At 51.8% G+C, this 22,716-nt stretch carries 17 protein-coding genes; 12 read left to right on the forward strand and 5 right to left on the reverse strand.

The features are described from left to right. Positions 1–43 precede the first annotated feature (43 nt). Positions 44–1,597, reverse strand: coding sequence for an acyl-CoA carboxylase subunit beta (locus HMPREF0636_RS01865; protein ID WP_044168130.1), 1,554 nt, complete (start codon positions 1,595–1,597; stop codon positions 44–46). 126 nt (positions 1,598–1,723) lie between these two features. After that, positions 1,724–2,137, reverse strand: coding sequence for a methylmalonyl-CoA epimerase (gene mce / locus HMPREF0636_RS01870; protein WP_005467360.1), 414 nt, complete (start codon positions 2,135–2,137; stop codon positions 1,724–1,726). A gap of 641 nt (positions 2,138–2,778) precedes the next feature. Here mce and tsaD point away from each other — a divergent pair. The 6 genes from tsaD to HMPREF0636_RS01900 are packed head-to-tail and all read left to right on the forward strand — an operon-like array spanning position 2,779 to position 8,311. Next, complete coding sequence (tsaD, locus tag HMPREF0636_RS01875) at positions 2,779–3,807, forward strand: tRNA (adenosine(37)-N6)-threonylcarbamoyltransferase complex transferase subunit TsaD (RefSeq protein ID WP_044168132.1); 1,029 nt, start codon at positions 2,779–2,781, stop codon at positions 3,805–3,807. Positions 3,808–3,809: 2 nt separating this feature from the next. Further along, complete coding sequence (locus HMPREF0636_RS01880) at positions 3,810–4,322, forward strand: CinA family protein (RefSeq protein ID WP_044168134.1); 513 nt, start codon at positions 3,810–3,812, stop codon at positions 4,320–4,322. Beyond that, positions 4,319–5,764 carry a PDZ domain-containing protein gene (locus tag HMPREF0636_RS01885; protein ID WP_044168135.1) on the forward strand — a complete coding sequence of 482 codons (1,446 nt, stop codon included), beginning with the start codon at positions 4,319–4,321 and terminating at the stop codon, positions 5,762–5,764. The genes HMPREF0636_RS01880 and HMPREF0636_RS01885 overlap by 4 nt, the downstream gene beginning before the upstream one ends. 5 nt (positions 5,765–5,769) lie before the next feature. Then, positions 5,770–6,675 carry a CvfB family protein gene (locus HMPREF0636_RS01890; RefSeq protein WP_044168275.1) on the forward strand — a complete coding sequence of 302 codons (906 nt, stop codon included), beginning with the start codon at positions 5,770–5,772 and terminating at the stop codon, positions 6,673–6,675. Positions 6,676–6,707: 32 nt separating this feature from the next. Then, complete coding sequence (locus HMPREF0636_RS01895; RefSeq protein WP_044168136.1) at positions 6,708–7,703, forward strand: aminodeoxychorismate synthase component I; 996 nt, start codon at positions 6,708–6,710, stop codon at positions 7,701–7,703. Next, entirely contained in the window at positions 7,673–8,311 is a 639-nt protein-coding gene (locus tag HMPREF0636_RS01900; RefSeq protein WP_081748375.1) for an aminotransferase class IV, read from the forward strand. The genes HMPREF0636_RS01895 and HMPREF0636_RS01900 overlap by 31 nt, the downstream gene beginning before the upstream one ends. Before the next feature lie 300 nt (positions 8,312–8,611). On the opposite strand, the gene HMPREF0636_RS01905 is transcribed toward HMPREF0636_RS01900, so the two are convergent. Continuing rightward, positions 8,612–9,793 (reverse strand): hypothetical protein, encoded by a 1,182-nt coding sequence (locus HMPREF0636_RS01905; protein WP_044168139.1) that lies wholly within the window; start codon positions 9,791–9,793, stop codon positions 8,612–8,614. A 5-nt stretch (positions 9,794–9,798) separates the two neighbouring features. Further along, entirely contained in the window at positions 9,799–9,984 is a 186-nt protein-coding gene (locus tag HMPREF0636_RS08420; RefSeq protein ID WP_155807267.1) for a hypothetical protein, read from the reverse strand. A gap of 418 nt (positions 9,985–10,402) precedes the next feature. On the opposite strand from HMPREF0636_RS08420, the gene HMPREF0636_RS01910 reads away from it, so the two are divergent. The 6 genes from HMPREF0636_RS01910 to HMPREF0636_RS01935 all read left to right on the forward strand — a co-directional run bounded on the left by HMPREF0636_RS01910 (position 10,403) and on the right by HMPREF0636_RS01935 (position 19,670). Next, positions 10,403–11,422, forward strand: a complete 1,020-nt coding sequence (locus tag HMPREF0636_RS01910; protein ID WP_044168141.1) for an aspartate-semialdehyde dehydrogenase — start codon at positions 10,403–10,405, stop codon at positions 11,420–11,422. 26 nt (positions 11,423–11,448) lie between these two features. Beyond that, on the forward strand, positions 11,449–12,291 hold the full coding sequence (panC, locus tag HMPREF0636_RS01915) for a pantoate--beta-alanine ligase (RefSeq protein WP_044168142.1): 843 nt from the start codon (positions 11,449–11,451) through the stop codon (positions 12,289–12,291). Between the two features lie 7 nt (positions 12,292–12,298). Next, entirely contained in the window at positions 12,299–13,894 is a 1,596-nt protein-coding gene (locus tag HMPREF0636_RS01920; RefSeq protein ID WP_044168144.1) for a glycoside hydrolase family 10-like protein, read from the forward strand. A gap of 9 nt (positions 13,895–13,903) precedes the next feature. Further along, positions 13,904–15,031: a radical SAM family heme chaperone HemW gene (hemW, locus tag HMPREF0636_RS01925; RefSeq protein WP_044168145.1), complete on the forward strand. Its 1,128-nt coding sequence runs from the start codon at positions 13,904–13,906 to the stop codon at positions 15,029–15,031. 298 nt (positions 15,032–15,329) lie between these two features. After that, on the forward strand, positions 15,330–18,176 hold the full coding sequence (uvrA, locus tag HMPREF0636_RS01930; protein ID WP_044168146.1) for an excinuclease ABC subunit UvrA: 2,847 nt from the start codon (positions 15,330–15,332) through the stop codon (positions 18,174–18,176). Positions 18,177–18,263: 87 nt separating this feature from the next. Continuing rightward, positions 18,264–19,670 carry an SWIM zinc finger family protein gene (locus tag HMPREF0636_RS01935; RefSeq protein WP_044168147.1) on the forward strand — a complete coding sequence of 469 codons (1,407 nt, stop codon included), beginning with the start codon at positions 18,264–18,266 and terminating at the stop codon, positions 19,668–19,670. A 707-nt stretch (positions 19,671–20,377) separates the two neighbouring features. On the opposite strand, the gene HMPREF0636_RS01940 is transcribed toward HMPREF0636_RS01935, so the two are convergent. Continuing rightward, positions 20,378–22,696, reverse strand: coding sequence for an ATP-dependent helicase (locus HMPREF0636_RS01940; RefSeq protein ID WP_044168149.1), 2,319 nt, complete (start codon positions 22,694–22,696; stop codon positions 20,378–20,380). Between the last annotated feature and the right edge of the window lie 20 nt (positions 22,697–22,716).

Consider the following 22,716-nt stretch of genomic DNA (forward strand, 5'->3'; position numbering starts at 1 on the left):
TGTAGCGTTGAATGACTATGCACGGCTAGTGCCAGCTCTTGGACTAGAGAGGCAGGTTGTCGTGCTTCTTTGCTGGGTTGATCTGCTTCTTTGTGCGGAGTTGCTCGAGGGCACGGATAATACGGAAACGTGTATTACGTGGCTCGATGACATCATCCATGAAGCCATAGGAAGCAGCGTTGTAGGGATTAGCGAATGCCTTGCGGTATTCTTCTTCCTTCTGTGCTGCAGCCTCTGCTGGGTTCTCAGCAGCAGCAACTTCCTTAGCAAAGATAACCTCTACGGCACCAGCAGGGCCCATAACGGCAATCTCAGCAGATGGCCAAGCGAGGTTCACGTCAGAGCGCAGATGCTTGGAGCTCATCACGATGTAGGCACCACCATAGGACTTACGTAGGGTGACGGTGATCTTAGGTACAGTTGCTTCCCCGTAAGCATAGAGGAGCTTAGCACCATGGACAATGACCCCGTTGTACTCCTGACCGGTACCTGGGAGGAAGCCTGGTACATCAACGAGGGTAACGAGAGGGATATTGAAGGCGTCACAGAAGCGCACGAAGCGAGCAGCCTTACGAGAGGCGTTGCTATCCAGTGCACCAGCCATGACCATAGGCTGGTTAGCTACGATACCAACACTCTGTCCGTTGAAGCGAGCGAAGCCGATGATAATGTTCTTAGCCCAGTCACGGTGGATCTCTAGGAACTCGCCATTATCGACGATCGTACCGATGACCTCATACATGTTGTAGCCCTTGTTAGGCTGATCAGGGATGATCTCGTTCAGAGCGTCATCTACACGATCGATCGCGTCTGTAGGCTCTACACATGGAGCATCCTCCATATTGTTCTGAGGGATGAAGGAGAGCAGGTGACGGATCAGGCGAATACCTTCCTCTTCGTTATCTACGGCGAAGTGTGCGACACCGCTCTTAGAGGCGTGTACGCTAGCACCACCGAGCTGCTCCTGTGTAACGTCTTCACCCGTTACGGTCTTGACAACCTTAGGACCAGTGAGGAACATATAGCTCGTACCCTTGCTCATGATATTGAAGTCCGTGAGGGCGGGCGAATAAACAGCACCACCAGCACAAGGGCCGAAGATAGCAGAGATCTGAGGTACGACACCGGAGGCAAGGATGTTGTTCTGGAAGATGTCACCATAACCACTGAGGGCATTGATCCCCTCCTGGATACGAGCACCACCCGAGTCGTTGAGGCCGATCACTGGGGCTCCCATCTCCATAGCGAGCTTCATGACCTTGCAGATCTTCGAGGCGAGCATTTCGGAGAGTGCGCCACCGAATACAGTGAAGTCCTGAGCAAAGACATAGACGAGACGACCATCGATCGTACCCGATCCTGTGACAACACCGTCGCCGAGGAACTTCGTCTTATCGATCCCGAAGTTCGTGGAGCGGTGTAGCACAAATGTATCAATCTCGTCGAAGCTGCCTTCGTCCAGAAGCATGTTGATACGCTCACGAGCCGTGAACTTACCCTTCTGGTGCTGGCTATCGATACGCTTCTGCCCACCACCAAGATGAGCTGTGGCACGGAGCTGAATAAGCTCCTTGATTTTCTCTAGTTGAACACTCATATTATTAGCTTTTAGTCGTTGCTATCGTTGGGGTTGTGAAAGAAAGAAGGGATAATAGAAGTGTCTTCACCTTAAATACATAAGGATACGGACGCTTCTATTATCCCATCATGTCATCAGTAGTGCTTACTTGACGTCGCGGTTATCACACAGCTCGGTGAGGACACCTAGCGTACTCTTAGGATGGAGGAACCCAATGTTCAGTCCTTCTGCACCCTTACGAGAATGTTTGTCGATTAGCTGAACGCCCTTCTCAGATACCTCTTGGAGCGCTTCGTCCGTGTTGGGGACCGCGAAAGCGATGTGGTGAATACCTTCGCCACGCTTCTCGATGAACTTAGCGATTGTGCTGTCGGGAGAGGTAGCTTCGAGTAACTCAATCTTCGTCTGACCAACGCGTAGGAAAGCAGTCTTAACCTTCTGGTCTGCGACTTCCTCGATGTTGTAGCACTTCAGCCCAAGTACACCTTCGTAGTAGGGCAGGGATTCTTCGATGCTCTTGACAGCGATCCCAAGATGTTCAATGTGTGAGAGGTTCATAGCTCTTACTTGCTTTGAATGGATATGTTTGAGGTGTGAGACCTTCCCACACCGAAGTTCATACCACAAAAGTAAGAAATAATCACATTCATAGCACTTTCTTCCTTGGCACAAAGGCACGCAAAAAAAGCCTCCCAACTTTCTACCTCCATATTAATAAGGTATAGGGACACCATCCTCTACTACCCTCCCCCCTTCCTTACCTCTCCTATTCCGCACCACTCTTCAACCTCAAAAACAGCAGCAAAAAGACATCACATAAAAGCATATAAATCAACATCATAGAAAGGAGTAAATAATCCTCCTCAACGACTTACCACAACTCGCCACAACGAGTTACCATAACTCGTCTTGATGAGTTACCATAACTCTCCATAGCGAGTTACCATAACTCTTGATAACGAGTTATGGTAACTCGTTGAAGCCCCCTACAAACGCCCTATTTATGCACATCCTCGAGGGGTGTGTTTAGATTTTGAAGAAATGGCGGCACCACAGATGGACAACTTACCAGACAGGCACCCAAGCAAAGATAAGCACACAGTTTTAGTCAGGCAGAGGGATTCTTTCGGCTAGATAGACAGGTCGTGCAGGGACATTTTCGTACTTTTGTGACGATTGATTTTGGCAGCAACTATAGAATGAATCAAACGCCTATCATACTTGGGATTGAGAGTTCGTGTGACGACACCTCCGCCGCCGTACTGCGGGGGCGCACTTTGCTCAGCAACGTTATCGCCTCGCAAGCTGTACACACAGCCTATGGCGGTGTTGTCCCCGAGCTGGCCTCACGTGCCCATGAGCAGAATATCGTGCCTGTTGTCAGTGAGGCTCTCCGCCGTGCAGGTGTCACGGCGAGAGACCTTGACGCTATTGCCTTCACTCGAGGGCCAGGTCTTTTGGGCTCACTTCTCGTAGGGACGAACTTCGCCAAAGGGCTATCCCTCGCCCTTGACATCCCAATGGTGGAGGTGAACCACCTACATGCACACGTCTTGGCTCACTTCATCGAGGAGCCAGAGGGAGAGAAGCGTGACGCACCAGAGTTCCCATTCCTTTGCCTGCTTGTCTCAGGTGGCAATTCACAAATCATCCTCGTGCGCTCTGCCTCAGACATGCAAATCATCGGTCAGACAATCGATGATGCGGCTGGAGAGGCCTTTGACAAATGTGCCAAGGTAATGGGCCTTGGCTACCCAGGAGGACCTGTAGTCAATCGCCTCGCCAGCCTAGGTAACCCCAAGGCCTTCCCTTTTAGTAAGCCTCACATTGCAGGCTATGACTATAGCTTCAGCGGACTGAAAACCTCCTTCCTCTATACCCTTCGTGATGAGCTTGTCAAGAACCCCAACTTCATCGAGGAGCGCAAAGAGGACCTTTGTGCCTCGCTTCAACATACAGTGATTGAAATCCTCATGAAGAAGCTCCGTCAGGCAGCTAAAGACTTAGGCATACGACAGGTAGCAGTGGCTGGCGGTGTATCTGCCAATACTGGGCTAAGGGAGGCCTTCGCAGACCATGCTCGCAGATATGGGTGGAAGATCTTCATCCCTCCATTTGCCTATACGACAGATAATGCGGCTATGGTCGCCATGAATGGTTACTTCAGTTTCCTCGAGGGGAAGCGTTGCTCACTGGAGGCTGTTCCCTTTGCACGTGTCATGATGTGATCATGGACGAACTCAAGCTAGAGGAGCAGATTGGTAAGATACTCCGACACAAAGGGCTAAGTATTGCCACGGCAGAGAGCTGTACCGTGGGTAGTATATGCGCTCAGATAGGTCGTGTAGCTGGAGCATCAGACTATCTGCAAGGGGGCATCATCGCCTATCAAGCAGAGCTCAAGGACGAGCTACTAGGTGTCCCCCTATCACTCATAGAGAAGCATCATGTAGTCAGTAGAGAGGTCGCTGAAGCTATGGCACTAGGCGTCTCAGAGCGACTACATACAGATATAGGCATCGCCTCCACAGGCATTGCTGGTCCAACAGGCGGTGACTCCATACGTCCCGTAGGCACAGTTTGGCTCGCCGCTGTATGGCATCATCCCGAGGGAGACCGACTAAGATGTAAGCAACTACATCTGATGGGTAACCGTACAGAGAATATAGCCAAGGCTGCTGAAGAAGCCCTCTATCTCGTCATTGACCTATTGCAATCTACCGACCCATCCACCGAACAATGATACACTTTACCCATCGCATACGTTCCCTAGTGGGCATTACACTCTTCCTCCTCTCCCCCCTACTGTCAAGCGTCCGAGCCCAAGCACTCTCCTCCCGGAGTCTACTCTACAGAACGGGACTAAGCTATACTGTACAGCAAAGCACAGGCTGGGGCAAGGGCAAGGCGGTCATTACATCCACTGTCCCGTACAGCCCTGCACACAGGGCAGGGCTACATACGGGGGACATCATCGAGGAGATTGATGGCATCCCGACAGCCAAGTTACAGCTAGAGGAGTTGCACTCCTTGCTGGAGCGTCCACAGACGGTACATCTACTCACCATCACAAGCCTAGGCAAGGGTACAAGAAAAGTTGTGTTACGCCCAGAGAGCAAACCTCAAGGGAGCGTGACCGAGCGAGAGCTAGCACGTGCCTTCGCATATTACAGTCTTCAGGATGAGATGGAGCGTACGGTCTCTTACCCTTTCATCTATGAGACTTCCACTGCGTATGACCTTACTCAGGCTCATACCTTTGCCTTTGCTCCCTCCACAGAGAGCAATAGAGCATTGGATGAAGCTCTTTATGCCCAAGTGGCAGAGCAACTGAAGGACATGGGGCTAAAGGCTGATGCCTCAAGCCCAGATCTCATCATCGAGTGCTTCTACGAACTACGCCCCAACTCCAGCCAAGAGCGTGATACATCCATCCCAAGGTACACGAGCGTATTCAATCCCAGCCTTAGGGACTTCGTTACCCTCCCCCTGCTCCCCTCTGAGGCAAACGCTATGGGTCAGTACACCATACAACTCACAGTCCAGTTCTCTAGACCGAACACGACGGGTCGCCCCATCTGGGTGTGTACCTCTCGTAGCGCACTGAGTGAGGCTATGACGCTCAAGGATTACGCACACTACATGCTTCCCTTGATGCTTGAGGGATTTCCCTATGTCAGTTCACCCAAGCGTCCTACTTTTCAGATCCACATCTCACGCTATAACTACACGGGTATTATCTACGATGGCTCAGAGCTCAATCTCATCAGAGACATTGAGGATCATTCCCCCGCCTTCCGAGCAGGGCTACGCTGTGGAGATCGTATCCTCAGTATCAATGGGCGTAAGCTCAATCCTACAAACCCCAGCGAACTCTCTAAGCTATACCTGAACTTCATCTCTGACACCAATCGCTATCGAGACTCCAAACAGAGTGCTTCCTCAGACCTACAAGGGGGGGCAGGGGTAAGCTACTGGGACAAGTCCAACTACGCCAATATCCGTAAGGCCTTTGATCAAGACAAGTATGCTACCTTCTTCAGCTATCTATTCTCCTTCCGTCCCTATATCAATGAGACTGAGCATCGAGAGCTGATCCTTGAGATTCAGCGTGGCACATCAACCTATACCCTCACGCTACACCCTGAGTTCAGGGACGAAACCACCATTACCCCTATCTCTTGATCATCATGGACGTACAGCCCAAGAAGCTCACAGCCTATCAGCTAGGGCGTCGGCAGGAGCTCCCCATATTACGTTTTGTCTCTGTCGGTGCTTACCTTGATGGAGGACTGCAAGACATCCTGCTACCGACAAAGTATATCCCCACCGGTGCAAAAGAAGGAGATCTTGTCTCTGTCTTCGTCTATCATGATAACGAAGGGCGACTTATCGCTACAACACTTACCCCACTAGCAGAGGTAGGAGAAGTGGCCTATCTCCGCTGTAGCTCTGTAACAGAGGCTGGAGCCTTTATGCACTGGGGTATTCATCGTGATCTCTTTGTCCCCTTCCGTGAGCAAGCATCACGCATGCAGGAGGGATACAGCTATGTGGTTTACCTCTACATCGACCAGCTGAGCGGGAAGATCGTAGGCTCTGCTCGCCTGAACAAGCATATTGGTAATACCCCGATCCCCTACATGCCTGGGGAGTCTGTCTCCTGTCTCATCACCGAGCAACACGAGCTAGGCTATCGGTGTGTCATAGAGGATGCTCATTGGGGCTTTATCTATACAGATGAAGCTCCACGTATGTTACAGCGTGGAGAGAAGCTCACAGCCTATGTTGTACGCATCCGTGAGGACAACAAGGTTGATCTCTCACTAAGCCCCGTGGGCTATGCCAAGGTAGAGGGCGAGCAGGCTCGCCTACTCCAGTTACTGGAGGTACATGGCGGAGAGCTACCGATTGGAGACAAGAGTTCGGCCGGGGAAGTACTCAGCCTCACAGGGATGAGCAAAAAGACCTTTAAGATGGCCCTAGGGGCACTCTACAAGGCAAAACTTATAACGCTCACTCCCACCTCAGTTAGGCTTTCCTCCAATCAGGCTAGTACCCCCTCGGCGCACAGCTCTAAACCACGCTCACACTAGCCCATAGCCCCTCTACACCCACCCTAAAACACATGTCACTCCCCTTTGTACCCTCTCCTGAGGTCAGGGCTACCCTAGCATCCATGAACAAGGCTTCATGCACGGGTCAGCCCTTCTTCTTTGCTCTTGACTTTGAGCTTCAGAGAGGGATATTCATCTCCTCCCCACTGGGGGCAAGTACACCCCAAGTATTCTTTGATTTCCCGAGTGCAAAGACTTCCCTCCCAGAGGCACCTTCTATCCCCATCGAACTCGTAGCACACCCGGAGGACTTCCCCACCTATGAGCGACGGTTCAAACACATACAGCAGGGCTTACTTCGAGGGGATAGCTTTTTGGCCAACCTCACCATACGTACCCCCATCGAGAGTACAGCCAGCCTAGAGCAAATCTACCTAGCCTCTGAGGCTCGCTACAAGGTCCTCTTTCCTCATCGCTTTGTCTCCTTCTCTCCCGAGTGCTTTGTGACTATTCAGGCAGATGAGATAAGCACCCACCCGATGAAGGGTACAATAGATGCCACCCTACCCCACGCTGCCGAACGTCTTCGCTCTGACTACAAGGAGAGCTGTGAGCATCATACCATCGTAGATCTGATGCGTAATGACCTCAGTCGTGTAGCTACATCCGTCCGAGTTGCACGCTTCAAGTACCTCACCGAGCTACATACCATCAAAGGGTCACTCCTACAGATGAGCAGTGAGGTACGAGGGCAAATCATGCCAGCCTACCGACACGCTCTGGGTGACCTCATGAGGGAGCTACTACCTGCGGGGTCGATCTGTGGTGCACCCAAAGGAAAGACCCTCGAACTCATCCAAGAAGCCGAAGGTTGCCCTCGGGGCTACTACTCTGGTGTATGTGGCTACTTTGATGGCAAGGATTTGGACTCTGCCGTGCTTATCCGCTACGTAGAAGAGGCTCAAGATGGACAACTCTACTACCGCTCAGGGGGCGGGATTACCATTAATAGCCGAGCAGAAGACGAGTACCAAGAATGTATTCAGAAAATCTACATCCCTCAGTAAGCTTCATCGAAACACTCCGCTCTGAAGGGGGAAGACTCCACGGACTAGATAGGCACTTAGCACGGCTTCGGGGGACGGTGCTAGCTCATGGTGGCACCCTCCGAGAGGATGAAGTACTCCACCATCTTTCCTCTATCCCCCTACCCACCGAGGGTATCCACCGCCTCACCCTAACCTATGATTCGGAAAGCATACTTAGCCACCAAACCATCCCTTACCAGCGAAGAGCCATTCACCACCTCCAGCTATGCACCTTGCCCCCACGCTTTACCTACCGTTACAAATACGCTGACCGCTCCTATTTCTTAAATGCGCAGTCCACACTACCACCAGAGACCGAGGCACTCTTCCTACGTCCCGATGGTAGGATCACCGACACAACCTTTACAAACATCCTACTAGAGCTCGAGGACGGAAGTCTTGTTACCCCTGCATACCCTCTTCTCAAGGGTACACAACGAGCCTTCCTCATCGAGCAAGGTCTAGTGTATGAGCAGGATCATCTCACACCTCAAGACCTTGCCCGCTGTCGCTCCATACGCCTAATCAATGCCATGCTCCCACTGGAGGAAGCAATCATCCTTGCTCCAGACCAAGTCTATCCCTAGTAACACGCCTTCTCTAGGCTTCAGCCCCTTCCCAACGAGCCTCACTGAGCCACTCCCTCCTAGGGGCTTTAGCCAATTTACTTCTACCCAAGCTCCCTCTTTCCCCTAAAGCAAACAAGCCCCCTCAGCAAGCCCCTAAGGCACGTCCATTACTACCCTTGCAAGGGTTACGCAGAGACCCATGCAAGGGCTTGCGAGGACACCCTAGCATGGGTCTCCTTAGGTAGCCTTGCATGGGTTCCCCAAGACCCTAATGAGGGTACTCGGGGAAGATGTTTCATGCAAAAGGGTGGAAAAAGCCTAAGCCTTGGTAATACGAGCTTGAAAGAGGGTCGTAGGGGATACTTCGGGAAGAGAAAAGGTAAGGCTCGTAGGAGACTGTAGCTGAGCCGTAGGGAGGTATTCAATCAGGAAACGACCCTCCTCGGGTGGCGTGAGATAACGCTCATAGGCCAAATGTGCGAGGAGACCCATCGTAGTACGTAGGTTGATTTCAACAGCTGGGTGCAGCTTTATCTGTCCTCCATCCTCATAGAGGAAGAGGTCAACACCGATATACCCTTCGTACTGCGATGCGGCTAGGGCTTCGCTTAGGTAGGTCTCATGTAAAGCAATCAGCTGGGTGAGAGCTTCGCTACCGATATGCTGGATGAGCCTAGCCCGTAGAGTCTCTTGACTCTGCAAGATGTTGCCAGCATAGGCTCGCCCCGAGGCAATGGTCTCAAAAAGAGAGAAGGCCACAAACGATACTCGCCCTTCCCCATCTCGCACATACTCCAGAGCCCAATTCTCTATCACCTGCCAAAGAGGCTCAATACTCACCGCTCCCAGTCGCAAGCAATTACCAGTAAGAGCCTCGAGGTGCTTCTCACTGTAGCACCTTGGGAAGGGAAGCACACCACGCCCAGAGGAGGAGAAGGGACGCTTTACCATTACCTCTGTAGGAGAACCATAGTCTTGTGCTATACCCCTTAGTGCCTCCCGAAGGAGATGCTTCGTCTCACTGCGGTCTACCCCTTGCTCCACCCAACGAGGGAGCAATGCCTCTGGATAGCCTCCCTCCTTGATTAGGTAGCGAAGAAGTCCCTCACAACTCTGGCGGTGTGCCATCTTCAGGTAGTCAGCACTGATTGGTGGGGGTACGAGGTCAATCCCCCTTAGGAGGGGTGCCGTCATCAGTTCATGGATGATGTGTGGCTCAATCCCCCAGAGCATGAGCTGGAGCGTGCTACCTCTCAAGGGGTGCGGTGATACACTTTGACCGCAATAATCAAGTAGTTCGGCAGGAGACCCCAAAGGAGATGCAGGGCGATAGATGTAATCACCTTCGTGTGCAAGGAGAGAGAGCAAGGGGGCAAGGTCATGGCGCATCTGGCGCACTTCCTTCGCTGGGGTATAGCGTAGGTGTGATGGTATGCGTAGGGCTTCTTCATGCCCAGGGTTAAAGACCCAAAGGCGAGGAGGATTGCAGAGCTGAGGCATATCGTCTAGGGAATAAGGATTCGAGAGTAAAGTACGTTCTTTCCAAGAAGGGTACGTCCGACCACAGTCATACCCTCAGAGAGGTAGTTGATGAGGTCATCGACACTGAGGTTCATACGGAGTGTTCCCCTCCATAGCCCTATGCTAGCCCTCATCATTATCTTGACATTATACAACTGAATACTGCTCATCTCTGAGACGCTCTATAATCCCTGTATTACAAACTAAGCCCTATCTCTGCGCTCCGAAGCTCCATCCCTCCACTCTGATAACTATGTAAGGTTGAAGGGATAGATCTATTCTGTATCAATGAGCAGAGCTAATCCAAGCTTCAACCCAACGCATAACAAAGGTACACCACTCCTTCCAAAGCCCCGTTCCTTCAAGTGAAGACTAGCCTCACCTTCCCAACCTAAGAGAACGAATGGAATAAGGATAAGATGCAAGAGGATGGGGCATTGATGGGATAAAAGAAAGGGAACTGAAGGAACAAAGGAACAGCAACCGAAAGGATAAAGCAAAGGATCTTGACGCAGGTGAGCCTCACACTCTCTTGTTTCTTCGTACCTTTGCGTCAAAATTTTATCCATAGCAAACTATAGCATAACGATGAACATAGCAATCGTGGGTGTCACCGGCGCTGTAGGGCAAGAGTTCCTCCGCGTCCTTAGTGAAAGAAGCCTGAAGATTGACCAACTGAAGCTTTTTGCCTCTACACGAAGTGCAGGGCAGAGAATTACCTTCAAGGGACAAGAATACATTGTCCAGGAGCTCCGTCATGGCGATGACTTCCAGGACATTGATATAGCATTCGTCTCCGCTGGTGGTAGTATCTCCCTAGAGTATGCAGAGACCATAACGAAGCATGGCGCTGTAATGATTGACAACTCCAGTGCCTTCCGTATGCAGGAGGATGTACCGCTCGTCGTCCCCGAGGTGAATGCAGCCGATGCCCTTGTACGCCCTCGAGGTATCATCGCAAACCCCAACTGCACCACCATCCAGATGGTTGTCGCCCTCAACGTCATCCATCAGCTCTCACCCATCACCCGCGTACACGTAGCAACGTACCAGGCAGCTAGTGGGGCTGGTGCTCGTGGGATGATGGAGCTCGACGAGCAGACCAAGGCCATTGCCCGAGGAGAGGAACCAGAAGTAAAGAAGTTCGCCTACCAGCTTGCCTACAACCTCATCCCACAGATTGATGTCTTCGCCGATGGAGACTATACGAAGGAGGAACTAAAGATGTACAACGAGACACGTAAGATCATGCATAGTGACCTCTCAGTGAGTGCAACCTGCGTACGTGTACCCGTTACACGTGCCCATTCAGAGGCTATCTGGGTGGAGACCGAGGAGACCATAGAGCTCGATGTACTACAGGAGGCCTTCCGCAAAGCCCCGGGAATTGTGCTACAAGACGAGCCCAGTGAGCAGGTCTATCCCATGCCCCTTTTTATCGCAGAGAAAGACCCAGTCTATGTTGGACGCCTGCGTAAGGATTTAACGAACCCAAGAGGTATCGCTTTCTGGTGCGTCTCTGATCAGATCAAGAAGGGTGCAGCATTGAATGCCGTACAGATCGCAGAGTACCTAGTCTCCCAAGGTCAGTTTAGCAAGAAGAAGTAACCACAACCTCTTTATATCGTTTATCAATGAATATCTATAAAACCGCCGAAGAACTTCGTTCATTCGTTACCGAAGAACGCAAGCAAGGTCACCGCATAGCCTTTGTTCCCACCATGGGTGCACTGCATGAAGGACATCTATCATTAGTCCGCCGTGCCCTCAAGGAAAATGATTGTTGCATTGTCAGCGTGTTTGTTAATCCAACACAGTTCAACAATCCCAGAGACTTAGAGACGTATCCGCGTACGCTGGATGCTGATAGTCGCCTACTCGCTTCCATCGGAACAACAGCTCTTTTTGCACCCGAAGTGGAGACAATCTACCCTGAGCCCGATACCCGAGTATTCCATGTGGGTGCAGTAGCAGAGGTGATGGAAGGGAAGTACCGTCCAGGACATTTCAATGGTGTGATGCAGGTTGTTTCTCGTCTCTTTGATCTAGTGCAACCTGACTGTGCCTACTTCGGAGAGAAGGACTTCCAGCAGATCGCAGTGCTTCGTGCTATGGCACGCGAGATCAAGAGTCCTGTCGAGATCATCGCCTGTCCAATCGTCAGGGAAGAAGATGGTCTAGCACGTAGTAGCCGAAACACTCTCCTTAGTGAGGAGGGAAGAGCACAAGCTCCAAACATCTATCGTATCCTTAGTGAAAGCCGTACTTGGAGTAAAGAATTATCCCCTAAGGCAGTCATCGAACGTGCTACTCAGCTCCTAGATGCCATCCCTACGCTACGAGTTGAGTACTTTGAAATTGTAGATGCCGACACTCTACAGCCCATCACTCGCTGGGAGGATAGTCCCAAGCCACATGGATGCATCACTGTGTACTGTGGAGAGGTGCGCCTAATTGACAACATTGCCTACTATTAGCGAAGGCATGCACCAACCTCAACACAGAGCCTTTCTCCTTGGCCTTTTCCTTAGCTTATCTCTCGTAGGATGTGGCACGAAGAAACCACAAGCCTCCTCTGAGCCACCCCTACCACACACGCCTGAGCAACCCATATCCTCCGTAGACTCCCCTCAATGGGTTCGTCCTGGAGCAGACTCAATCCGAGAGGAGATGCGTGCAGTTTGGCTTACGACAGTCTATGGTCTGGACTGGCCAAAGGATAAAGCGGATACACCAGACGGAGTACGCAAGCAGAAGGAAGCACTCGTCCGTATCCTAGATCGTCTCAGGGCTGATGGGTATAACACTGTCTTCCTACAGGTGCGTCATAGTGGCGCTGTTATCTATCCCTCCGAACAAGAGCCTCTCTCATCGCGCATGGCAGGGGATGGTTATTTCGGAGACTATGACCCTCTTCGCTTCGCCATCAAGGAGTGTCACGAGCGTAACCTTAGCATCCATGCCTGGCTCGTCACCTATCCCCTTGCCTCAGCCAAGCGTAATCCACACCCGATACTAAGAGAGCATCCTAGCTGGGCTATCTCTCATAAGGGCTCGTATCACCTTGACCCAGGCAATCCTGACGTACGGCACTACATCACACAGCTGACGGCTGACTTGGTGCGTAGGTATGATGTAGATGGGGTTCACTTTGATTACTTCCGTTACCCAGATGAGGCGGAGCGATTTGCAGATAAAGCCAGCTACATTAAGTATGGACTAGACTATCCATCGAAGGACGAGTGGCGAAGGCATAACCTCACTGAGCAGTTGCGAGAAATACGTGACTCACTACATGCCATAGCCCCTAATGTGCTTGTCAGTGTAGCTACTCTCGGTAAACTACAGAAGATACCTACCTTGGAACGTCCACATGGCTGGACAGCCTACGAGTCCGTCTACCAAGATCCCATCACTTGGGGTAAGGAGGGGCTTGTGGACTTCATCGTGCCGATGATGTACTACCGTGATGTACTCTTTGACCCCTTCCTCAAGGAATGGAAAGAGCTAGTTTCTCCCTACGTGCCTATTGTTGTAGGGTTAGCCCCTTACCGCATCGAGGAGACAGGCTGGCCAAGCGAAGTCATCGAGGAACAAATCAATCTGACCCGTGAGGAGGGACTAGCAGGCATATGCTTCTTCCGTGAGACACATACAGGAGGTCGTTTCCCTGCCGTACGTAGGATCATACAGGAGGCATTCAAGCACCCTGCACTACCCCTTGCTTACCCCCGAGGACTAGCACACAAGCCTGCCGCCCCTAAGCACCTTGATGCCGCAGTAGGGCAGGATGGGACGATCCTCGTACGCTGGTCTATGCCCCGAGAGGCAAGTGCCGATGGTACGACCTATCGCCTGTGGGCAGTCACAACAGACGCACATGGTCGCCGTGAGGCCTCACTACTCTCCTCCACCCTAGGTAACCCACATTGCCTGCTCGTGATGAGTGACCTCATTGACTACGACTGCATCGAACTCGGTGTGGAGGCTGTCAACATCTTCGGAGTCTCCACCCCCTGTACCGTGGGGCTGGAGCTGAACCTCGCAGCCCTTCGCGACGAGATCCATCGAGGGAAGTAGCAACCCTCCATGAACCTTTACCTCCATATCCCCTTCTGCGCCAGCCGTTGCTCCTACTGTGACTTCTATACACAGACTGGGAGCAAACAGCGTACAGACTTCCTATCGGCCCTGCTCCGAGAGCTGGAGGAGCGACGAGAGGAGCTACCTCGAGGGGAAGAAGTAAAGCATATCTACTTCGGGGGAGGCACACCCTCTCAGCTCTCCATCGCAGAGCTAACCACGATTACCCAGAGAATACACAGCCTCTATCCCATAGCTAAAGGAGGGGAAGTCACCATCGAGTGCAACCCCGATGACATCACCCCTAGCTATGCCGAGGGGCTTGCTCTCCTGCCCTTCAACCGAGTGAGCATGGGTGTGCAGAGCTTTCATCCCGACGACCTTACCTTTCTCAACCGTCGACACTCTGTGGAGCAAGTCCATGAGGCTGTTTCCTCCCTGCGCTCTGTAGGGATTACGAACCTTAGTTTAGACCTCATCTACGGACTTCCACGACAGACCCTCGAGCGATGGGAAGCAAGCATCGAGAGCTTCCTTGCCCTCAGTGTCCCACATCTATCTGCCTACCACCTGATTTATGAAGAAGGTACTGCCCTCACCAAGCTCCTAGAGCAGAGGAAGGTACAAGCTGTTAGTGAAGAGGACAGCTTAGCCTTCTTCCAGCTACTCATCAATCGCCTAAAGACCGCAGGCTATGAGCATTACGAGATCTCGAACTTTGCCCTCCCAGGTTGCCATGCACGCCATAATACGGGTTACTGGCAAGGTGACCCCTACCTTGGCTTCGGCCCCTCGGCGCATAGCTATGACGGAGGGCGTAGGCGTAGCTTCAACGTCCCTTCACTCACAGCCTACATCAAGGGTATGCTTTCTGGGAAGAGAGACTACAGCCTCGAGCTCCTAACCGATGAAGAGCTCCAGCATGAGTATATCATGACTCGACTGCGCACACAATGGGGAATCTCGCTCGAAGCCTATCAAGCACGCTTCGGGGAAGATGCTCGGGCTAAGCTTCTTCACCTCGCAGAGCCTTTCCTTTGCGCTGGTACACTCATGAAGGAGAGTGATCTCCTTCGGCTTACCCCAGAGGGCATCTTCGTCTCAGACGGAATCATTGCTAGCCTCTTCTGCTAAGCCCTTCCTCAGAGCCTTCCTCATACCCAATCTTCCCTTTCCTTTCACACCCCAACATCCCTTTATCTCAGCCTATTATCCATAGGTTGGGAAACCCACGAGTGGGTATCACAGGAAGCCCTTGCATGGGTCTCCTCACCAACCCATGCATGCATTCCACAGCAAACCCATGCATGGGTTTGGATAGCAACCCTTCATAGGCTGTCGTAGGGGGGATAAATACATCTGTATAGCTAGGATAGGAAGGTATTTATTTGTAACTTTGTGTGTTATTTTTACTTAATATATTGCAGCTTAAATGCAAGACTTAGAGATCAAAGGAGCACGAGTGCACAATCTAAAGAACGTGGATGCCCACATACCTCGCTACTCCCTGACTGTATTCACCGGGTTGAGTGGCAGTGGTAAGTCTTCCCTCGCGTTTGACACCATCTACGCCGAAGGACAGCGTAGATACATCGAGACCTTCAGCTCATACGCTCGAGGATTCCTCGGCGGTGGGATGGAGCGACCAGATGTGGAGCAAATCGATGGATTGGGTCCTGTGATCTCAATCGAACAAAAGACTACGAATCGAAACCCTCGCTCTACGGTGGGGACGGTGACCGAGGTATATGACTTCTTCCGACTCCTCTACGCTCGTGCTGGTCAAGCCGTATCCTACCTCACAGGCGCACCCATGGTACGCTACACCGAGGAGCAGATCTTAGACCTTCTACTCGAGCGTTACTCGGGGCAGAAGGTATTACTCCTAGCACCTGTAGTCAAGCAACGTAAGGGACACTACAAGGAGCTCTTTGAGCAGCTCCGTAAGAAGAGCTTCCTCAACGTCCGCGTCGATGGCGAGCTAAGGGAGATCACCTACGGTATGAAGCTCGATCGCTACAAGCTCCATAGTGTAGAGGTACAGACCGACAAACTTACCATCGGAGAGAAGAATAGAGACCGTCTGCTCAACAGCCTCCGCCTAACCCTCAAGGAGGGTGATGGAGTGATGATGCTCCTCAATGTAGATACCGGAGCAGTCTCTTACTTCAGTCGCCATCTAATGGACCCAGAGACGGGGCTCTCCTATAATGAGCCTGCTCCCCACAACTTCTCCTTTAACTCTCCCAATGGGAGTTGCCCTCGCTGTAAGGGCTTAGGTGAGGTGCGTGTCATCGACCTAGACAGCATAGCCCCCGACCGAAGTAAAAGCATCTATCAGGGGGGTATCCTTCCCTTGGGTAAGTATCGTAGGCTACTGGTCTTTGCCCAAATAGAGGCTTTATGCACGAAGTACGAAGTCTCCATAAAGGATCCCATCAAGTCCCTGCCAGAGGATCTCCTCGAAGAGATCATCAATGGTAGCGAGGAAGATATCATGATCAATGATGATCGCTACCCTGACCTTAAGGGGCTCCCCCTCTCGTACGATGGACTGAGTGCCTACCTTATGAGCCAAGAGGATCAAGAGGGAGAGAATGAGGGTAGCGAGCGCTGGCTGGCACAGTTCACCAAGCCACAGGTCTGCCCTGAGTGCCATGGTGGACGCTTGAATAAGGAATCTCTGCACTACCTCATCGCAGGGAAGAACATCGGCGAAGTAGCCTCTATGGAGCTTACCCAGCTCATGCATTGGGTAGAGCATGTAGAGGAGCACCTCACCCCACAGCAGCGCACCATTGCCACCGAGATACTAAAGGAAATACGTACTCGCCTCTCCTTCCTGCTTGATGTAGGCTTGGGATACCTATCCATGAACCGTATGTCCGCTACGCTCTCTGGTGGCGAAAGCCAGCGTATACGCCTAGCCACTCAGATAGGAACACAGCTCGTAGAGGTCTTGTATATCCTTGATGAACCCAGCATAGGCCTTCACCAGAGAGACAACCTTCGACTCATTCATTCCCTCCAGAAGCTCCGTGACCTAGGTAACACCGTAATCGTCGTCGAGCATGACAAGGATATGATGCTCGAGGCTGACCATATCATTGACATGGGCCCCAAGGCTGGCCGCCTCGGTGGGCAAGTAGTCTTCGAGGGGACACCCAAAGAGATGATGAAGGCAGGCACCCTCACTGCTCGCTATATCAGTGGGGAGGAGAGCATCGAGGTCTCACCCATACGTCGCCCGGTCACAGATCGTGTCCTTCGCCTCAAAGGAGCCAAGGGAAATAACCTTAGGGATGTAAGCGTCACCTTCCCCCTCGGCACATTGATCTGCGTAGCTGGGGTATCAGGTAGTGGGAAGAGTACGCTCATCAATGAGACACTATACCCTATCCTCAGTCAGCATCTCTATTCATCACTCAAAGAACCCCTACCCTACGAACGGATCGAGGGCCTAGAGCTAGTAGACAAGGTCGTAGCTGTAGACCAGTCTCCCATTGGTCGGACACCTCGCAGTAACCCTGCTACCTACACTGGGGTCTTCACCGATATACGTAGCCTCTTCGTCAGCTTACCCGAGAGCAAGATGCGTGGGTATAAGCCTGGACGTTTCTCCTTCAATGTGTCTGGGGGACGATGTGAGACCTGCTCGGGTAATGGCTACAAGACTATCGCAATGAACTTCCTACCCGATGTGTATGCCCCCTGTGAGGTATGCCATGGGAGGCGATACAATCGTGAGACACTAGAGGTTCGCTTCAAGGGCAAGTCTATCGCCGACGTGCTAGATATGACGATCAACATGGCTGTGGAGTTCTTTGCTCATGTCCCTCATATTCTCAAGAAGCTCCAGGTACTACAGGATGTAGGTCTCGGCTATATCAAGCTCGGACAGTCCTCTACAACCCTCTCCGGAGGAGAGAGCCAACGTATCAAGCTTGCATCCGAGCTAGCCAAACGAGACACAGGTAAGACAGTCTACATCCTAGACGAGCCAACCACAGGGCTACACTTCGAGGATATACGTGTCCTGCTAGCCATACTCAATCGCCTCGTAGACCGAGGGAACACCGTCATTATCATCGAACACAATCTAGACGTACTGAAAAGTGCTGACTACCTCATTGAGATCGGGCCCAACGGAGGGAAGGATGGTGGACGTCTACTCTTCGAGGGTACACCTGAGGAGCTAGTAAAGGTCAAAGATAGCCCTACAGCTCCCTTCCTAAGGGAAGAGTTGAAGCTCTCAAAGCAATCCTCCAAGAAGAAATAGTGTGCCTCTCAAGAGGAGAAGAGATCCCCCTCAAGAGGAGATAATGAATAGAATCACACAGATATATTACAAACACCAGCACGCAATATGAAATTAGGAAACCGACTCTCTAACAAGATCTGCCCTGAGAACATGACCGTCGAGGAATGGCAGGTTGCACTACGCCGTGAGAATGCACGTGAAAGCGACTTCCAAGTTGATCACCTAGACAAGAACCGCATCTGGGGTGATTACCTCGTCAGCAGTGGTACGGGACGCTATCGGGTTGCCTTCCGTGGCGTACAGAGTGACCGCAACTTCTGCTCCTGCCTAGACTTCCGTACCAATGGTCTAGGTACATGCAAACACCTAGAGGCCGTCACGCTCTACCTACAAGATCATGTCCCTGGGTACCCCTGGGCAGGACTGACCTACACACCTGAGTACACATCTATCTACGTAAGCTATAAGGGTGGTCGTAGCATCCGTGTCCGTATCGGCACAGCCTACCAAGCCGAGTACCAGCGTCTATTCGCCCAGTACTTCGATGAGGAGGGCGTCCTCCCCCCATCACAGTATATTCATCTCGAGTCCATCTGTCAGCAGGCTCAGGCAATATCAGCTTCGTTCCGCTGTTACGACGATGTACACGAGTTTGCTACGGAATGCCTTCACCAGGAGCAGTGGAAGGCCGAGCTTCGAGCAACCTACCCAGAGAGAGCTATTCCTTGGAATAAGCACACGATCGTAGAGGAGTTCTCCGCTGTTGAGCATCTACTCTATGATCTCTGCTACGAGGGCTATGGGTTCATTGTCGGGACGAGGCACCCTTTCTACATGCACCTCATTGCACGCCTCGTTGAGGAAGTATACCAAGGTGAGGAACAGAGAGAGAAGGGCTACGTCATTGTGAACAATGAGACAGATGTCCTCGTCTGGCAAGCCGTGCTCTTCGAGTATAGTGAGTACGTCCATCTCCCTGTGCAGGTGGTCTCACAGGAGCAATTCGTAAAGATCCAGATCCCTCAAGGTACGAAGTCTACCTTCGTCTATGTGCACGATGCAGATTGTCTGAAGGAGTGGAAGAATCCCGTTTCCCTTGCTCTGAAGAAGCTCGAAGTGAAGCATCTCTACATGCATGTTGATACGCTGAACCACCTGACCCCCGTACAGCTCTCCTCAATCCTCCAGCATGTCAATCCCTTCATCATCGGGCCCTTCTACAAGTTCATCCACACATACCGCCCACTCTTCCCTCTCACAGAAGATGCGGAGCTCCTACCTCTGGAGATGAAGCCCTTCACCTTCTTTGCCACACAGCGCATACAAGCTGCTGTTGCCCTGCCAACGAGTGGTGACGAGCAGACAATCCGCATCCTCCCTGTGGATGACGAGCGTACACCTGAGCACAAAGTCAATAGGCTCTTCACGCTCTTTGCTGAGATCCTCGAAGACCCTGATGCTACGCTCCTCTTACGTACCAAGATCCTCTCGTTAACACAGCCCGACCACTAGCCTATTAGGGGTATTGAGGCTCATCCCTCAAGGGTGTTTTATACGATTCCCCCACTTGTAGCCACTGCCACAAGTGGGGAATTCCTTTCATCTACCTGCCACCTTTACCTAGATTCAAGATCCGTACAACCTCACCACTCCAAGAGGGAAAAACCAATACTCTCCAGAATAAAAGTGAGGGGAACATCTCAAACTAGGTCTAGCATAAAATATTTGATGTCTAACCATCCAACACACTCCACTGGAAACAAGGGCATTAAAGGGGGCTACAATAGGGATACTAAGGACTTACCATAACTCGCTATGACGAGTTACTACAATTCATCTCAACAACTTACCATAACTCGTTGAAACGACTTACCACAACTCATTACAACGAGTTACTATAACTCTTTCTCTCCCTCTCCCCTACCCTTCTATATCTCTATCTTTCAACTTATTACAAAGTAGACCAAATACACTCAATCATTCTATTAAGGAAGTCATACTATAGCCCCATCCTCCTTCTTCGCCTTAGTAAGCCCACCCAAATAGAAATATATTGGGTAGCAAAAGCAAACATCGCCTCGACAGCTCAGATGAGCTGTCGAGGCGATGTTTGCTTTGTATTCAACGCTTAACTTGCTTGAACGACTTATGTCTCCATTATTGATCAAGCACGAGAAGAGGATGAGCATTCCCCCAAGTACATGCCAATAGATATGGAATCAGTCTAGGATCTGCAACTGAGCAAAACGAAGCAGGAGCTTCTTTGTATCACCAGTATCGAAGGCTACTAGGGCTTTTGCATTATCTCCTTCGCCCTCCAGCTCCATGACCTCACCCTCCCCAAAGCGTTTATGCAAGATGCGTGTCCCTATACGCAGGTCACCAATAGCCGAATGCTTCACCTCTGGTTCATCTCCCCTTCGTTGGATGAGGACCCGGCGAGCAGGCTTCTCCTTAGGCAGGAAGCTCGGTACAGAACTAAAGTCCTCTGGTAGCTGCTCACTCACCTTACCTCGAGTCCCACCTCGCCTCCATGAAGGCACCTCAGAGAAGCCATGGGAAGAGACGAAATGAACCAAATCCTCAGGCAACTCACGCAGGAAACGGCTAGGACGGCTGAACTCCATGTGACCATTGCGGAAACGCTCTCGGGCATAGCTCACTCGGCAGGTCTTCTCCGCTCGAGTCAATGCTACGTAGAAGAGCCGTCGCTCCTCCTCTAGCTCACGTCCCGTATTGCTCATTGAAGAAGGGAACAGGTCTTCCTCAAGCCCTAGGATAAAAACGTGGGGAAATTCTAATCCCTTCGAGGCATGGATTGTCATCAACGTCACAGCCTCCTCTCCCTCACCCTGAGTATCTTGGTCTGTCAATAGAGCGACCTCAGCAACATAGGAGGCTAATGAAGGTTTCGTATCAACTTCGAGACAAGACTCTATGTACTCCTCAATCCCAGAGAGCAGTTCCTGTAGGTTCTCGAGCCTTGCCTTCCCCTCTATGCTTGTGTCACTCTTGAGGTCAGCGAGAATGCCCGTATCACGAATAATCCGCTCAGCGACATCATAGAGGTCCTCCGACTCCTGATTATAAGCACGTAGCTCGTCAAGTAGCGCGGCGAAGGCTTGTAGCTTGGCAGCTGTAGCCTTGTTTACCTCGACCTCATAACCCTGTGGGTCACGTAGCACATGGATAATGGAGACGGCATGACGTACGGAGGCTGCTCGGACTCGTTGCACAGTTGTATCACCGATACTTCGCTTGGGGTAGTTGATGATGCGCAATAAGGCTTCGTCGTCCTGCTCGTTAACGAGTGTACGAAAGTAGGCAACGACATCCATAATCTCTTTGTGATCAAAGAAGGAGCGACCACCGTAAATACGAAAGGGGATAGAGAGGCGACGAAAGACCTGCTCCAGCGTACGACTCTGTGCGTTCGTACGATACAGGAGGGCTATATCTTCATAGCTAGCCCCTTGTCTCTGGTGTAAGAGCTGTATCTCCTCTCCTGCCCAGAGAGCCTCGAGGTCGCCCGAGAGTGCCTCGTGCACCTGAATAGGCTCCCCGACGGCCTCCTCGGAGAAGACCTGCTTGGGGATCTGGTACTCGTTGTGGGCGATGATGCTCCCAGCGGCAGAGACGATGGTTTGGGTGGAGCGGTAGTTGCGCTCGAGCTTGAAGACCTTGGTAGAGGGGAAGGTCTTCTCGAAGTTGAGGATATTATCTAGGTTAGCACCTCTGAAAGAGTAGATGCTCTGTGCATCGTCACCGACGACGAAGATAGCGCCCTTCTCCTGCATGAGTTGCTTGGCGACCATATACTGGGCGAAGTTCGTATCCTGATACTCGTCGATGAGGAGGTAGTCGATACGCTCCTGCCACTCCTTGAGGACCTCGGGATGCTGACGGAAGAGGATATTGATCTGTAGGAGTAGGTCATCGAAGTCCATCGCATTGCTTTGCCTTAGCTCGTCCCAGTAGAGGCGGTAGATCTCGGCTATGCGGGGTAGTCCACTCTTGGCATCATACTTCACGAGTTCGCCATAGGAGGCATAGGCGTCGGGGGTGAGTAGCCTATTCTTGGCCGAGGAGATACGGCTGTGGATGAGGTTGGGTTTGTAGACCTTATCATCGAGTCCCAGCCGCTTCACGATTGCCTTGATACAGCTACGACTATCATTGGTATTATAGACTGAGAAGGTCGGGGTATAGCCCAGGAGCGAAGCATGTAGGCGCAGGATACTGAGGAAGACCGAGTGGAACGTCCCCATACGTATCTGTCGTGCTACGGAGCCTGCTCGCTCGCTGATACGCTGACGCATCTCCCGAGCAGCCTTGTTGGTGAAGGTCAGCGCCATCAGTCCCATCGGGTGGTAGCCACAGTCGAGTAGGTAGAGGAGCTTGTAGACGAGGACACGAGTCTTGCCACTACCTGCACCAGCGATGACGAGGGCGGGGCCATCGTTGTAGGTCACAGCGGCTCGCTGTGCCTCATTGAGCTCGGCGAGGTAGGGGAAGTCCAGCGGTGTAGTGCTAGGCATGTATCTGATGAGATGGATAT

The sequence above is a fragment of the Porphyromonas catoniae ATCC 51270 genome (assembly GCF_000565015.1).
GTDB classification, from domain to species: Bacteria; Bacteroidota; Bacteroidia; order Bacteroidales; family Porphyromonadaceae; genus Porphyromonas; species Porphyromonas catoniae.